This window comes from Streptomyces cirratus, from assembly GCF_014650775.1.
Taxonomy (GTDB): Bacteria; Actinomycetota; Actinomycetes; order Streptomycetales; family Streptomycetaceae; genus Streptomyces; species Streptomyces cirratus.
In genome coordinates this window covers 133,011-146,836 of sequence record NZ_BMVP01000012.1, presented here as the reverse complement: position 1 = coordinate 146,836, position 13,826 = coordinate 133,011, and the positions used below count along the sequence as shown (strand labels likewise).

The 13,826-nt window shown below is 67.6% G+C and carries 11 protein-coding genes and 2 pseudogenes; 8 read left to right on the top strand and 5 right to left on the bottom strand.

Annotated elements, in window-relative coordinates; genetic code table 11:
- Positions 1-5 precede the first annotated feature (5 nt).
- From IE207_RS25260 to IE207_RS25235, 6 genes are all read left to right on the top strand, one after another.
- Positions 6-632 (top strand): TetR/AcrR family transcriptional regulator, encoded by a 627-nt coding sequence (locus IE207_RS25260; protein ID WP_190186590.1) that lies wholly within the window; start codon positions 6-8, stop codon positions 630-632.
- A gap of 586 nt (positions 633-1,218) precedes the next feature.
- Entirely contained in the window at positions 1,219-2,139 is a 921-nt protein-coding gene (locus tag IE207_RS25255) for a YncE family protein (protein WP_190186589.1), read from the top strand.
- Between the two features lie 366 nt (positions 2,140-2,505).
- A complete protein-coding gene (locus tag IE207_RS25250; protein WP_190186588.1) occupies positions 2,506-3,585 on the top strand; it encodes a ferritin-like domain-containing protein in 1,080 nt (359 codons plus the stop codon).
- A gap of 50 nt (positions 3,586-3,635) precedes the next feature.
- Positions 3,636-4,586: a hypothetical protein gene (locus tag IE207_RS25245; protein ID WP_190186587.1), complete on the top strand. Its 951-nt coding sequence runs from the start codon at positions 3,636-3,638 to the stop codon at positions 4,584-4,586.
- A 31-nt stretch (positions 4,587-4,617) separates the two neighbouring features.
- Positions 4,618-5,364, top strand: coding sequence for a DUF6345 domain-containing protein (locus IE207_RS25240; protein WP_190186586.1), 747 nt, complete (start codon positions 4,618-4,620; stop codon positions 5,362-5,364).
- Between the two features lie 72 nt (positions 5,365-5,436).
- Positions 5,437-6,279 (top strand): hypothetical protein, encoded by an 843-nt coding sequence (locus IE207_RS25235; protein ID WP_190186585.1) that lies wholly within the window; start codon positions 5,437-5,439, stop codon positions 6,277-6,279.
- Between the two features lie 389 nt (positions 6,280-6,668).
- On the opposite strand, the gene IE207_RS25230 is transcribed toward IE207_RS25235, so the two are convergent.
- From IE207_RS25230 to IE207_RS25215, 4 genes are all read right to left on the bottom strand, one after another.
- Positions 6,669-7,712, bottom strand: coding sequence for a LacI family DNA-binding transcriptional regulator (locus IE207_RS25230; protein ID WP_190186584.1), 1,044 nt, complete (start codon positions 7,710-7,712; stop codon positions 6,669-6,671).
- A gap of 110 nt (positions 7,713-7,822) precedes the next feature.
- Positions 7,823-8,656 (bottom strand): ATP-binding cassette domain-containing protein, encoded by an 834-nt coding sequence (locus IE207_RS25225; protein ID WP_190186583.1) that lies wholly within the window; start codon positions 8,654-8,656, stop codon positions 7,823-7,825.
- Positions 8,653-9,648, bottom strand: coding sequence for an ABC transporter permease (locus IE207_RS25220; RefSeq protein ID WP_190186582.1), 996 nt, complete (start codon positions 9,646-9,648; stop codon positions 8,653-8,655). Before IE207_RS25220 ends, IE207_RS25225 begins: the two co-directional genes overlap by 4 nt.
- 99 nt (positions 9,649-9,747) lie before the next feature.
- Positions 9,748-10,758 (bottom strand): sugar ABC transporter substrate-binding protein, encoded by a 1,011-nt coding sequence (locus tag IE207_RS25215; protein ID WP_190186581.1) that lies wholly within the window; start codon positions 10,756-10,758, stop codon positions 9,748-9,750.
- Between the two features lie 293 nt (positions 10,759-11,051).
- Between IE207_RS25215 and IE207_RS25210 the strand changes: the two genes are divergently transcribed.
- Both IE207_RS25210 and IE207_RS33420 read left to right on the top strand, forming a co-directional pair.
- Entirely contained in the window at positions 11,052-12,023 is a 972-nt protein-coding gene (locus IE207_RS25210; RefSeq protein WP_190186580.1) for a carbohydrate kinase family protein, read from the top strand.
- Positions 12,024-12,471: 448 nt separating this feature from the next.
- Positions 12,472-12,841: pseudogene (locus tag IE207_RS33420) on the top strand (hypothetical protein); the annotation flags it as partial.
- 578 nt (positions 12,842-13,419) lie between these two features.
- On the opposite strand, the pseudogene IE207_RS25205 reads toward IE207_RS33420, so the two are convergent.
- Positions 13,420-13,605 (bottom strand): annotated as a pseudogene (locus tag IE207_RS25205) (CorA family divalent cation transporter); the annotation flags it as partial.
- Between the last annotated feature and the right edge of the window lie 221 nt (positions 13,606-13,826).

Sequence of the window (13,826 nt, the reverse complement as noted above, 5' to 3'; positions counted from 1 at the left end):
CCCCGATGGCACGGCCGAGCCAGAACCTCCTCAGCCGTGCGCTCATCGCCCGCGCGGCTATGGACCTGTTGGACGAACAGGGCGTGGAAGCCCTGAAGATGCGTACGATCGCCGACCGGCTCGGGGTGCGCGGCGCATCCCTCTACCACCACGTGGCGTCCAAGGAAGACCTGCTCGACGCGGTCGCGGAGCTGATCAACGACGAGATCGACCTCGGGCCGCTGACGGACCCGGGCGGCGCGGCGGGCATCGCCGCGTACGCCCACGGATACCGGGGCGTCTACCTCCGCTACCCGCACATGATCCCGCTGGTCGCCCGCCGCCGGGTCGCCTCCGACAAGGCCCTGCGCGGCTACGACGCCCTGCTCGACGCCCTGACCCGTTGCGGCTGCACACCGGCCGCCGCCGCCGAGGCCGCCGCCGCCATCGACAACCTCGTGCTCGGCTCCGCTCTGGAGACCTTCACCGCCGGCTTCAACCTCCCCCCGGCGGACTACCACCCCCGCTACCCCGCCCTGGCCGCCTCCCTCCAGGCGTCAGCCGCCCACCCCGACGGCCTGCCCGCCCTGGACGCCCGCGGCTTCACCCTCGGCATCCGCCTCATCCTGCGCGGCCTCGCGTCCACCCCGTAGGCCCGCACCGAACGCCGCCGGGACGACCGAGGCGCGCCGCCTGAGCCACCCGCTACAGCCGGTACTCGACGGTGCAGTGGTTGAAGCCTTCGGTCCAGCCCGTGACGGCCGCACCGTCTCCTCGATCCGACGGGTCGGTGGTCATCGCGAACGCCCGGCCGTCGTGCGGGACATGACGGCCGATGGCTTGCGGAGGTGTTGCGGCAGCCGGTCCATCCGAATCGTGTGGGCATCGCTCGTCCGTGGTGTGGTCGCGGCGCTCAGCGGAGGTCCCCCGTTCGCTCGGGAGATGTGTTCGAAAGGCCCCGGTACAACGTAACTCCGGGAGCTACGGCCAGGCATGTGGATCAACGGATCTGACCGCGCAGGCCGGCCCGGACGCAGCGATGAGAAGCCGTCAGTGTGCTGTTGAGTTGCCCATCGGGGGAGCGGCGTTGAAGCTGTAATCAGCGGGAGCGTCGGACACGGTGGGCGGCAGTGAGGCGGGCCGAGAGGCACGGCGGCGGAGAAGGGGCGGCTCCGAGACCGGGTGTTCGAGACCGGGCTTCGAGACCGGGCTCCGAGACAACGAGAGACGTTGGTGAAAATGTCCAACACCGAAATGCCAAACGTGGTTGCCACCCTACCGGTGGGAACCGATCCGGTCGGTGTGGCAGTGGATGTCCACGACCACGTGTTCGTCACCAACAGCGGAGACAACACGGTGTCGGTGATCAATGCTCTGACCAACACGGCCATCGCCAGCATAGCTGTCGGACTCCGCCCGGAGAGCGTGGCAACCGATCCCCAATTCGGCGTCTACGTTGCCAACGGCGGTGGTGGGTCCGTGTCGGTGATCGACAGGTTCAACACCGTCATCGCCGCCATCGACATCGGAGGGCCGCCTCCGGTTCTTGACCCGTCGTCCCACGGAGCGGGGCTGGCGGTCGATCACTTCCTGAGTCGCCTGTTCGTGAGCGACCGCCGCCGTCACAGGGTGGCGGTGATCGGAATCAGCGGCACACTCCCTGCCGTTGCACATGACTTCATCGACGTCCCCGGCCCCCTTGGCGTCGCGGTTGACTCCGTGAACCACCGTGTCTACGTCACGCAGCCCGACTTCGACACGGTGTCGGTGATCGATGCCGCGACCAACGAAGTCATTGCGACCATTCCGGTCCGGCAGCATCCCCTGGGCATCGCGGTCGATCCCGAGAGACATCGTGTCTATGTCGCCAACTCCGGCTTCAAGACGGTGTCGGCGATCGACATCGCTACGGGCGCCGCCGCCGACATCGACGTCGGTGTGGGCCCGATCGGTGTGGCGCTCGATCCGCGGGGCGATGCCTACGTCACCCATTTCGACGGCGTGGTGAGGGTGATCGATGCCGGTACCAGCAGCGTGAGCGCCACGATACCGGTCGGGTCCCACCCGGAGGGCGTGGCCTTCGAGCCCCACAGCAAGCGCGCCTATGTTGCCAACAGGGGCGATGGCACCGTATCGGCGATCGACGTCGCTCACGGTTAGACCTGCAATCTGGCCTGAACGCCTCAGCATGCGGGACTCGTTCGCCCCTGTCAGCCTGGAGGCCGTCCGGTGCGCCCTCGGGGCGGACCCATCGTAGAACGCTCAACTTGGTCCTCAGCTCAGTGAATCGGGCGAGGCCATGAGGCGTTTGTGCAGGTTGTCGCGGGAATGCGGGGCCCCGTGGCCGGAGGTACGCTGAATGCGGGCCGGCAACTGCCAGACGAATACTCTCGTGATCGCGATCATCGTTCTGGCCCGGCCGGGATCACCACTTCTACCGGCTCGTGTCACCGGACCCGCAAATGAGACTGCTTCCGTTGCCTGACCGGCGCTCATGGTCGAGCGGATATAGCCGTAGGAGTTCTCATGTCAGGTGCTGTCAGATATAGAAGCAACGCGATCGTCGAGCTCATGCAGATGCCCGCGGCAGAACATGACGAAGCCTGGCTGAAGGAGGCGCTGCAGCAGGCCGTCATGCTGGAGCTCGCGACGCTTCCGCCGTACTTGTGCGGCCTTTGGTCGATCAAGGAGGTGGATCAGGGATCGGACGTCTTCGAGACGATTCATGAAATCATCTTCGATGAGATGTCACACATGGGGCTCGTCTGCAACATGGTCACGACGATCGGCGATGCGCCGCGCATCGCCGACAGTGAGCTCGTGCCGAAGTACCCAGGTCCGCTGCCGGGTGGCGTTCAGCCCGGCCTGGACGTTTTTCTCTCCGGGTTGACCAAGCAGGCGCTCTACATGTACTCCCGCATCGAAAGGCCCGAGGACCCTGTGGTCGAAGCGCGCGAGTCGGGCACGTCCATCGGCGCGTTCTACACGGCGATTCTCGAAGCCTTCCGCTCCCGGCCGGAGCTGATCAAGGGCACCCGGCAACTGACAAGGAACATGTCCGCGGCCCACGGGGTGGGGAACAACGTCACACCGCTCAGATCGCTCGGTGATGTCGAGGCGGCCCTGCGAGTCATCAAGGAACAAGGTGAGGGCACGTCTGCATCACCACAGAATCCGTTCCCGGGCGCAGCCGATGAGATGGCCCATTTCTATTCCTTCCGAGAGATCTTCCACGGGCGTAAATTGATCCGCGTGTCGGACGACCCGCCACGGTTCGATTTCCAGGGCGACGAGATTCCCATGCCGCAGACGTTCCGGATGGGAACGGTGCCGGCGGGCGGCTGGTCCGCAGGCGGGGTGCCCGTCTCCGAAGCCGTGCAGCACGACCTGACCGAATTCAACCGTCACTACAGCTCACTGCTTCGGTTCCTGGAACGTGCATGGCAGGCGGAGCAGCCCGGAGTGGCATCGCAGATGCTGAACCGGGCGGTCGTCGAAATGATCAACTTGCAGACTCCCGCCCAGGCGTTGATGGACACGCCGCTGCCCGACGGGAGCGGAATGACATACGGACCGGAGTTCCGATACGTCGAGGAAGGTCCATGAGATGAGGAACGTACAGCGATGTACATGAGGAAACGGTAAGGAGAACCGGCATGGCATTCCGTGTAACGATCGAAATCTACTCGGGTCGGCCCAATCCGTCGTGGATGGTCACCGATCCCGATCAGGTCCAGCGGTTGATGCGGCTGTTCCTGCGCCACCGTGCCGGCTTGGCGGAGACGCCCGGCAGTTTCATGGGGGTCGACTTCCGGGGGATGAGGATCGACTTCGCCAGTGACACCGTCCGGTCACTCGGTCTGCCGCCGACCGTGGAAATAGCGGGTGGTGGTGCGGCGGATCCCTTCGCCGGCGCCGAATTGGCAGAGGCACTCCTGGATACGATGCCGGAGCCGGCCGATCAGGCAGAGAGGGGAAATTACCGGGTCCTGCGCGACGCGATACGTCAGGCAATCCGACGGTCTGTCGAAGAAGGGCTGGGAGGAGTAGAGACAATCGAGCCGCAGGAGCCACCCGACCCCGAACTCGCGGCCGAAGCCGAAGAACAGCTCCGACGCATAGATCAACGTCTCAATGCGTGCCCGTTCGATGCCGGACCTTACGAACCCGATTTCTGGAACGACTTCTACGTCGTTCAGCGCAACAACTGCTACAACTACGCCGTGAACCAGCGCACGGACTCGTTCGCCCAACCCGGATTCGCCCACGGTTACACGATCCCGCACTCAACGACCTGCACCGAAGTGCGCACAGGAGCACTGCGCGACGGACTGCGGGTCTGGGGTGACTGTCAGCCGGCCGGCTACGAGCGGCACTTGGTCGCGCTCGTCACCGGGACCATGCTGGACGGGACCCGTGACTTCCACTGGTTCCGGCGGCACCGCGAGGGATTCTGGGGGCACAAGCCGGGCAGTGGCCCCGCCAGAAACGTGGACTACTCCAACAACGTGGTCACCAATCCCTTCTCATGCAACCGAGGTCGATACACGGAATGGTGCGGCTACTTCCAGTCGCACAACTCGGTGATCGTGTCCGGGCCATTGTGACGCCTGGCGGACCGGCGAAGGAGTCTTGGACATGTCTGTCACCTATGGAGTCCACTGGAACAGTGCGGCGCCCGCCCCCGAGACCAGCTGCTCGTTCGTCTCCATTCCAGTCATAGCTTCGGTAGCTTCCGGGGTGGTCTCCGCCATGCAGAGCATGGGGCACACGAAGCGCTTCGTGCGAGCCAACGAGAACGCCTGGGCGTCGGATTACGAGCACCCCGAAGTCGCGTCGACCGGCCAGTCCCTCACCGAGGACGGCATAGACAGCGTCGCGCTCATGTACTACGCCGGGCACGGACTGCCTGAGGTATCGGCGTCCCTGGCATCGAACCACTTCGGCTGCCGCGCCTTCTACAGCAACATGCGTCTGGGAGTGAGGGAGCTGCGCTGGCTGGTGCTGGACCTCTGTGGTGGAGTGGCGGGGCCGGACGTCAGCGCCAGCGTGAACATGGTCTGGTCCGACCCGACCAATGGAGACAGTGCGCGTCCGCTTGAGGCGCTGCACGTCCTGTGTACTTTCGTCGACGAGTCCTTCGCCGGTTTCGACACCGGCCGTGGCGGGGAGTTCGCCACCTTCGTCTCCCATGGGGCACCGGTCGGCAGCGCATGGCTTGACGCGGCGTTCGCGCGGTCCGGAGCGCAGACCAACATGCCCATCGCGATCGCCTGCGGCAGCGATGAGGCAGAAGCGCGATTTCGCCTCGACAACGGCCGTTTGGCAGACGGCGCCGCGGGGCCGGTGCCGTCCCGCAGTATGGCTTGGAAGTGGCGTTCGTAAATTTGACGCGGTTCAACGAGAGACGCGATCGCAATGGACTACAACACGCTGAGGCAACGCTGGGACGCGCTCATGGCGCCGGCGAACATCTACGACGTGGATCACACCCTGGAACCGCTGGACGACGCGGTCGAGTTGGCCAGACGGGCCGGCATGGCGATTCCGGCAGGGGAACCCCCCTGGACCGGGGACGAGGTGTCCATGAGGCTGGAGCACGATGCCCACACGCTCACCGTCTACCGGCCGTCACGCGCAGTCCAGTGCGTGGACAACGGGAGATGGCAGGTGGACGACGGAACGTCCGACATGCGCATCTCGGACCCGGAGGCGTTCGATGCGGCAGTACGAGAAGCGAGCCGTCTGGGACTCCTGGAGCAGGACGATTTCACTCCGTTCCGGGTGACGCGCCTGCGTGCGTCATCCTGCATCCGGGGGCACAGCCCCAGGGAGCCGCGGGTGGTCGATGTCGGGGTCGTCCTCAAGCGGCAGCTCGACGGCCTCGGCTTCGAGGGACAGGGCGGCAACGTGGTCATGTACTTCGGCCCCGACGGCAGCCTCACCGGATTCGAACGCGTCGCCAGGCGAGTCGGCAAGGTGCGCGCGGCGGTGTCCGGCTGGCGCTCACTGGACGACGTGCTCACCGAGACCGAGGACCACCTGCGCATGCGCCGCGACAGCGATTTCACCGTTGCGCAGGCCCGGTCCGGTTACCTTGAACTCGGCCGTCTGCAGGAGCAGGCCGTGATCCAGCCCGTCTACGTCCTGGCATTGCGCCTGGGAGGGCGCAACCGGGGCCGGGAAGAGCCGGAGCGTCGCATCGAACACGTGGTCCCCGCCGCTCTCAACAACATCGGCCCGCTGGTGCCCGGCGCCGAACCGGACATCCCCCAAACGCCGCGATACAGCGCCGCCTGAGACCCGCCCCTCGAACCCGCCGCCCCTTGAAGACGAGGTGCAGGCTCACACGGACCACTGCCCTCAGGAGGATCACGAAGGGCTATCGCGCGACCCAGTTGCGTTCCGGCATGACCTCGGCTCCCCCCTACGCAGCCGCTTCCCCTCAGCCGCCCCCCAACGAGGCCTCATTCCCACCGGATTCTCCCCAGCGCGCGCTGTCCCGCCAAGAGGGACACCGCAGCTCGGGGGCCGTCTCCGCCGCTCGTGACAGGCTACTCAGGGGCGGCAGCGGGGTTGGAACAGGTGGCAAGACGGGGCTTCTGGCCGGAGCTGACGGCCTTCATAGTGGCGGCTGCGAGCCGGCGGCTCACGTGCCCTGGCGCCTAGTTGCGCCAGGGTCGTGCCGCTCAGCTACCGGCCGGCGCCCGCTCGGCGGGGCACGGGGCCGGTTCGCTGGAGCCGCGGACCACCAGACGGGTGGGGACCATGATGGTCCGGGCGCGGGTGCGGTCGCCGTCCAGGCGGGCGAGGGCGGTCCTGGCCGCCGCCTCGCCGATGGCCGCCGGGTCCTGGGCCACGACGGTCAGGGCCGGTTCGAGGACATCGGCGAGCGGGAGGTCGTCGAAGGTGACCAGGGCGATGTCCTTGCGTCCCGCGCGGGTGAGTCGGGCGATGACCCCGAGGGCCATCATGTTGTTCCCCGCGAACACGGCGGTGGGCGGATTCGGCAGGCTCAGCAGTGCGGTGGTCTCGGCGGCGGCCCCGTCTTGGTCGTGGGCGCCGGTCACCAGGGTCCGGTCGTAGGGCAGGTCGGCCTCGGCGAGTGCCGAGCGGTAGCCGGCGAGCCGCTCGCGCTGGGTGTAGAGCTTGGCGGGAAGGTCTCCGACGAAACCGATCCGGCGGTGGCCGCGGGCGATGAGGTGGGAGACGCCCTCGTGGACGCCGGTCCGGTTTGAGCTGACCACGCAGTCGGCGGACAGTCCGACTCCCGGCCGGTCGAGGAACACCACCGGCAGACCGGCCGCGCGCGATGCCTTGAGGTGAGTGTGATCGGCTCCGAACGAGGGGACGACCATCAGCATACTGACGCGCCGGGCGAGGAAGGTCTGGATCAGCGTCCGTTCCTGGTCCGGATCTTCGGCCGACGAGCCCATGAGCAGCGTGAGCCCCCGGCTGCGCACGGCGTCCTCGATGCCGCCGGCGACGGTTCCGAAGAAGGGGTTGCCGAGGTCGGGCACGACCAGGCCGACGGTGGTGTCGGGGCCCCCGACACGGATGTTGCGGGCCATCAGGTTCGGCTGGAATCCGAGCTTCGCGACCGCTGCGAGCACGCGCTCGCGGGTCTGCGGGGAACTCGGCCCGTCCTCGTTGAGCACCCGGGACACCGTCTTGGCGCTGACGCCCACTTCCCTGGCCACATCGGCCAGCGTGGGGCGGCGGTTCGCGGCCATGTACCACCGTTCCTGTGCGTTCGTCGGGCCCGACCCTCGCCCAGGGCCGGGCCCGCTGTCCTGACCGTGCGGCGACCCTGTGGTCTGCGCGGCGTTGCCCCTGCGGCGACTCAGTGGGCGGACACGCCTGCCGCCTGGGCGGCATCCGCGTCGGCAACGACCGTACCTCCATCGTCGTTCACCTTGAGCGCCCCCGTCATGATGGCGACGACCTCCGCCATGGAATGGTCGGACGGCTTGATCAGCGCCTCGCGACGGCCGAGTCGGTGGACGTGGATACGGTCGGCGATCTCGAAGACGTGCGGCATGTTGTGGCTGATCAGGACCACGGGCATGCCCTTGTCGCGGACCCGGCGGATCAGGTCGAGTACCTGCCCCGACTCCTTGACGCCCAGCGCGGCGGTGGGCTCGTCCATCACGACGACGCTCTTGGCCCAGGCGACGGAGCGCGCGACCGCCACGGCCTGGCGCTGACCGCCGGAGAGTGTCTCCACCGGCTGCGTCAGCGACCGCAGTCCGATCTTGAGGTCGGCCATGTGAACCGCTGCCTCCTGGCGCATGCGCTTCTTGTCGAGCATGCGCAGCGCGCCGCCGAGGAAGCCCGGCCGGCGTAGTTCGCGCCCGAGGAACATGTTGGAGGCGATGTCCATGGAGGCGGCGACGGCCAGGTCCTGGTAGACGGTCTCGATGCCATACTGCCGGGCGCTCTGCGGTCCGGTGAACCGGACGGGTTCGCCGTTCAGCCGGATCTCGCCCTCGTCGGGGGTGAGCGCACCGGTGAGGGCTTTGATCAGGCTCGTCTTGCCGGCGCCGTTGTCGCCGATGACGGCGAGGACCTCGCCGGGCAGCAGGTCGAAGTCGGCGCCGTCGATGGCGGTGACATGGCCGTACCGCTTGACCAGGCCGCGGGCCTGGAGCACGGGCGTGACATCGGCAGGGCTCATCGTGCCTTCCTCCGGGAGATCTGGTCGACGGTCACGGCCAGGATCACCAGCACGCCGGTGATCAGGGTCTGGTAGATGGAGGCGACGCCCATCAGCTGGAGGCCGTTGCGGAACACACCGACGATGAGGACGCCGATGAAGGTGCCGAGGACGGCCCCCCGGCCGCCGAAGAGGCTGGTGCCGCCGAGGACGACGGCGGTGATGCTGTCCAGGTTGTCGGTCTGTCCGGCCTGCGGGTCGCCGACGCCGGTGCGGGAGAGCATGAGCAGTGCGGCGATTCCGTAGACGAGTCCGGCCAGGGTGTAGATCCCTACGGTCAGCCGGGAGGTGCGGATGCCGTTGAGCCGGGCGGCCTCGGGGCTGTCGCCCAGCGCGTACACGTGCCGGCCCCATGACGTGCCGCTCAGCGCGTAGGCGAAGATCAGGAACAGGGCGATGGTGACGAGCGAGCCGTAGGTGATGTCGGTGTTGCCGAGCGGGAACGTCTCGCCGAGGGCGGTCAGCGGTGCCGGCAGGTTGGTGATCGTCTGCTCGGCCGAATAGATGTGGGTCAGGGCGAACGCCACGTTCAGCATGCCGAGGGTGACGATGAACGGCGGGAGTGGGATCAGCCGCACCAGCAGGCCGTTGACCAGGCCGAAACCCGCGCAGACGACCAGGCCCAGAGTGATCGCGGCGAGTGGTGGCAGACCCCCCTGGGCAGCCGTCTTGGCGATGACGATGCTGCCGAACGCCATGACGGCACCACAGGAGAGGTCGATGCCGGCGGTGAGGATGATCAGGGTCTGACCGATGGCCAGCGTGCCCACGACCATGACCTGCTGGACGATCAGCGAAAAGTTGCCGCCGGAGAGGAACTGCTCGGTCGTCAGGGAGAAGAAGACGCAGGCCAGCAACAGTGCGGCGAGTGGGCCCGTGGTCGGTGTGGCGAGCAGCCGACGGACCGTGGTCGGTCCTTTCAGCTGGTCGTAGGGCAGGGCTGTGGCAGTCATGGTGGTCCTTGCCGGTGGTTGATGGTCGGCGGAGCGGGGTTCGTTCGTCAGGGGCTGCGTGCCGGAGGGCTGTTCCGCGGCGCGCGCTGATGCCGGGGGTCAGCCCCAGCACTTCTCCAGGCCGTACGCGGTGTCCTTGGCGTCGACACCCGGCTGGGCCGCGTCGGTGATGAGGGTGACGCCGGTGTCGGTGTAGCCGGAGGCCCTCTTGCCGCCCTTGGCGAAGTCGGCGACGGCCTTGACGCCCTGGGAGGCCATCTGGAGCGGGTACTGCTGCGAAGTCGCCGCGATCTTGCCTTCCTTGACGGCCTTGGTGCCGATGCAGCCGCCGTCGACGGAGACGACCAGCACCTTCCTCTCCAGGCCCCTCGCCTTCAGCGCGGTGTAGGCGCCCAGCGCGGCCGGCTCGTTGATCGTGTAGACGACGTTGATGTTCGGGGACTTCTGGAGGCAGTTCTCCATCGCGGTCTGGCCCTTGGCCTGGTCGCCGCCGGTGTCCTGCATGCACACGACCGAAGGATCACCCTCCGCTATGCCGAAGCCCGTGAGGAAGCCCTGGTGGCGCTGAACACCCACCGCGACGCCGGGCGCGAGGTCCAGAGTGGCGATCTTCGCCTCCTTGCCGGCCATGGCGGCCTTGGCGTAGCGGCCGATGAGGTCGCCCGCCTTGACGTTGTCGGTGGCGAAGAGGGCGTCGGTGGCGTCCTGCGGTTCGGTCGGGCTGTCGAGTGCGATGACCAGGACGCCCTTGGCGCGTGCCTTTGCGAGGGCGGGAACGATCGCCTTGGAGTCGTTGGGCGTGATGAGGATGCCCTTCACGCCGGAGCTGAGCATGTTCTCGATCGCGGCGACCTGTCCCGCGTTGTCGCCGTCGAACTTTCCAGCCGCGCTGACGAGTTCGATGCCGTTGTCCTTCGCGGCCTGCTCGGCGCCCTCCTTCATCTTCACGAAGAACGGGTTCGTGTCGGTCTTGGTGATCAGCCCGACCTTGGTTCCGCCGCCGGAGCCTCCCTGCGCGCCGGAGCCGCAGGCCGTCAGGGTCAGCGCCGAGACGGCGGCGAAAGCGGTGAATCCGACGGAGGCGCGGATGGCGCGGTTTCTGCGAAGCATGCTGATCTCCTGCTGGACGAGGCTGAACGGCCGCGCGGATCGAAAGGGCTGCGGCGCCAAGGGGCTGCCGCTGTCAAGGTGCCGTGGGAATGTCATCGTTGACTGATGTCATCGTTGACACTGCTTGCGGAGGATGATGGACTCCGTCACCCGGAAACGTCAATGCCTTGACGCCGTCACAAGTCGGCAACGCTGGCCGTGCCGCCTCACGCCGAGAGCTGTGCTTTCCGTGAGCTTCCTCAAGTCCCTTGCGAACGCAGCCTTCTCGCGCTGCCCATCTGGAGAGATGATCCATGCGCCTGCCCCTGGTCACCGTCCTCGGAGAATGCGTCGCGGACGCCTTCACCGTCCCCGCGCCCACGCCGGGCGAGCTTGCCCTGCGGGTCCTGCCGGGGGGTGGTCCGGCGAACACGGCTGTGGCGCTCGCCCGGCTGGGCACGTCCGCCCGCTTTCTGGCACGGTTGTCCGACGACGTCTTCGGCCGCCTGTTCCGCGATCACCTCGACGCCTCGGGTGTCGATCTCACGGTTGCCATACGCGCGGCCGAGCCGAGCACGCTGGCCGTCGCCGAACTCGACACCCAGGGCCGGGCGGCGTACTCCTTCCATGCCCAGGGCACCGCGGACTGGCAGTGGACGGCGGACGAACTCGCCGCGACGGACCTCACCTCCATGGCCTGCCTGCACTCGGGCTCCCTGGCCCTGGTGCGCGAGCCCGGCGGCGCGGTCGTGGAGGAGTTCCTCGCCCGAGCCTCCGCCACGGCCACGATTTCCGTCGACCCGAACGTCCGGCCGCTGCTCGTGGGGCCCGAGGTCTACCGCGAACGCCTGCCGCGCTGGTGCGCGTTCACGGACATCCTCAGGCTGAGCGAGGACGATCTGGAGCTGCTGCTCCCCGGGTACGCGATCGAGCGAGCATGCGACACCTGGCACGCGGCGGGCGTCCCACTCGTCGTGATCACCCGCGGGGAGCGCGGCGCGGTCGCCTCCCTGGACGGCGAGCGGGTCGCCGTACCGGCGCACCCGACCGACGTGGTCGACACCGTCGGCGCGGGCGACTCCTTCACCGCGGGGTTCCTGCATCATCTCGGCGCCAAGGGGCTCCTCGGTGGGCGGCTGACGGATCTGCGGGTTGACGACGTCTTCGACGCCTGCGCTTTCGCCTCCCGGGTGGCGGCGCTGACCTGCGGCGTCGTCGGGCCGAACCCGCCGTGGGCCGGCCAGTTGCGGCTGCCCGCACCCACGGCCGGACTCATCACCGGCTGAACGGGCGGTCCGGACGAACTCACTCCAGGCCATTGACGCGCCGCCCCGAGCCCGCACATCATCACTCCCCAGCGGATGTCATCGCTGTCACATGTCATCGATAACAATCTGTTTCCCGGGTCGTCCCCACCGCCCGGCACCTGCGAATTCCCCGGCGCCGTACCCCCGTAGCGGACGTGGACACGCCGCCGCCCCCAGTCCAGGAGAAACCATGAGCCGAGTCCCCGCACGTCGTCGCATCCCGCTGCGCCTCGTCGCCGCCGCGGCCGCGACCTGCGCAGTCACCGTCACCGCCGTCGCCCCACGGGCGGCGGCGCAGGACAGCCGGCCGTACACGGAGACGTGCCGTCCATCTAGTGGAATATGCTGCCCACCGCTTCGCCGGCGACATGACCCTGCCAGTGCGCGGTCATCCGGATGCCGTGGGCCGCGGCCATGACCGCGTCGTGTCGCCGCCCTCCTCGCCGAGCAGCACCCCGACTGGACCGGGCAGCACCTCAAGAGCGCCCTGATGTCCTCGTCGAAGACGCTGGCCGACTCGTCGTACGCGCTCGGCGCGCCGGCCGGGTCGACGTGGCCGCCGCCATCACCGCGAACGTCACCGCCACTGGCTCCGCCCCCCGCCTACCTGGGTGTCCAACAGCTCGCTGCGGGCGTCCGTCCCTTTTCCCGGCCGCGGTCGGCGAGTCCGGCACGCTCGAACTGCGGGTGAAGCCTGGCACGTACACCGTCGACACCTTCCTCGACGTCCGCGGCTCCTACCCAAGGACTCCCTCGGCCTCGGCCTCCTGAGCGAGCCGGAGATCGTCCTCGACCGCGTCGATGACGCACCACGTTGAGCGGGCTGCGCTCCTTGAGGCAGTCGCGAAGTGCTTCCGCCCTGCAGAGTCGGCCATGGGCTGCAGCGTCATCGACCGTCTGGCGAGCCGGACCCTGCCAGGGACTGGACGGTTCATGTGCGGGATTCGGTTTCGTCGTTCGCCCAAGACCCCTGGGCGTGCCCCACCATCGCGTCGGGGCGACGTCCGCCGTGCGCGTCAGGTCCACTACCGGTGATCCCGGACGTGCGCTTCACCTCCGCAGTTCCTTGGCGGCGCCGTAAGGCGCTGTCCGGTGTCGACTACTGTGGTTCGCCACGAGATCGGTTCGCCGTGCAGAGGCCGGGGAGCCGGAGGGCGAACGGGCTTGAGGGCGTAGCCGTGAGGTGCTGCTGACGGCCCCGGTTCTCCCCAGCGTTCACGGATGCCCAAAGGCCAGGTCAGATTCCCTGTGGAGGTAGGGCGAGGAGACCATCCGCATTTATTCCCCCGAGGGAGTCCCCACAGCCGCTTCTGGGTCGATCTGCGGGTGATGCGAAAGCGAAGTGCGAAGGATGACTGGGTGTGATGCGAGGGACTTAGAGCCAGTCCCGTCGCTTGAAAATGACGTACAAACTGACGCAAACCATCCCCATGAGGCAGATCGCAAGGGGGTAGCCGAAGCTCCAGCCCAACTCAGGCATGGTCTCGAAGTTCATGCCGTAGATGGTTCCCACCAACGTGGGTGCAAACAGGATGGCCGCCCAGGAGGAGATCTTCTTGAAGTCGTCACCCTCACGCCGCTGACCAGCGGAAATTGACCGGATAGGCGTTCTGGCCTGCAATGATCCTTCTTTCCGGCCGTTTCGCCATGCTGCCAATTGATGCGGTCGATCCTCCCCAGCCGCTCCCCAACGGGGTTCTTTCTCCCCAGATTCTCCCCAGCGAGGGCGCTTCGGGAGAGGCGTCGCCGCTGGTCGATTTCGGCTTCCGGCTCGTTACGGCC

Coding starts and splice junctions, on each gene's coding strand:
- IE207_RS25260 (WP_190186590.1), top strand. CDS start 6: ATGGCACGGCCGAGCCAGAACCTCCTCAGCCGTGCGCTCATCGCCCGC.
- IE207_RS25255 (WP_190186589.1), top strand. CDS start 1,219: ATGTCCAACACCGAAATGCCAAACGTGGTTGCCACCCTACCGGTGGGA.
- IE207_RS25250 (WP_190186588.1), top strand. CDS start 2,506: ATGTCAGGTGCTGTCAGATATAGAAGCAACGCGATCGTCGAGCTCATG.
- IE207_RS25245 (WP_190186587.1), top strand. CDS start 3,636: ATGGCATTCCGTGTAACGATCGAAATCTACTCGGGTCGGCCCAATCCG.
- IE207_RS25240 (WP_190186586.1), top strand. CDS start 4,618: ATGTCTGTCACCTATGGAGTCCACTGGAACAGTGCGGCGCCCGCCCCC.
- IE207_RS25235 (WP_190186585.1), top strand. CDS start 5,437: ATGGCGCCGGCGAACATCTACGACGTGGATCACACCCTGGAACCGCTG.
- IE207_RS25230 (WP_190186584.1), bottom strand. CDS start 7,712: ATGGCCGCGAACCGCCGCCCCACGCTGGCCGATGTGGCCAGGGAAGTG.
- IE207_RS25225 (WP_190186583.1), bottom strand. CDS start 8,656: ATGAGCCCTGCCGATGTCACGCCCGTGCTCCAGGCCCGCGGCCTGGTC.
- IE207_RS25220 (WP_190186582.1), bottom strand. CDS start 9,648: ATGACTGCCACAGCCCTGCCCTACGACCAGCTGAAAGGACCGACCACG.
- IE207_RS25215 (WP_190186581.1), bottom strand. CDS start 10,758: ATGCTTCGCAGAAACCGCGCCATCCGCGCCTCCGTCGGATTCACCGCT.
- IE207_RS25210 (WP_190186580.1), top strand. CDS start 11,052: ATGCGCCTGCCCCTGGTCACCGTCCTCGGAGAATGCGTCGCGGACGCC.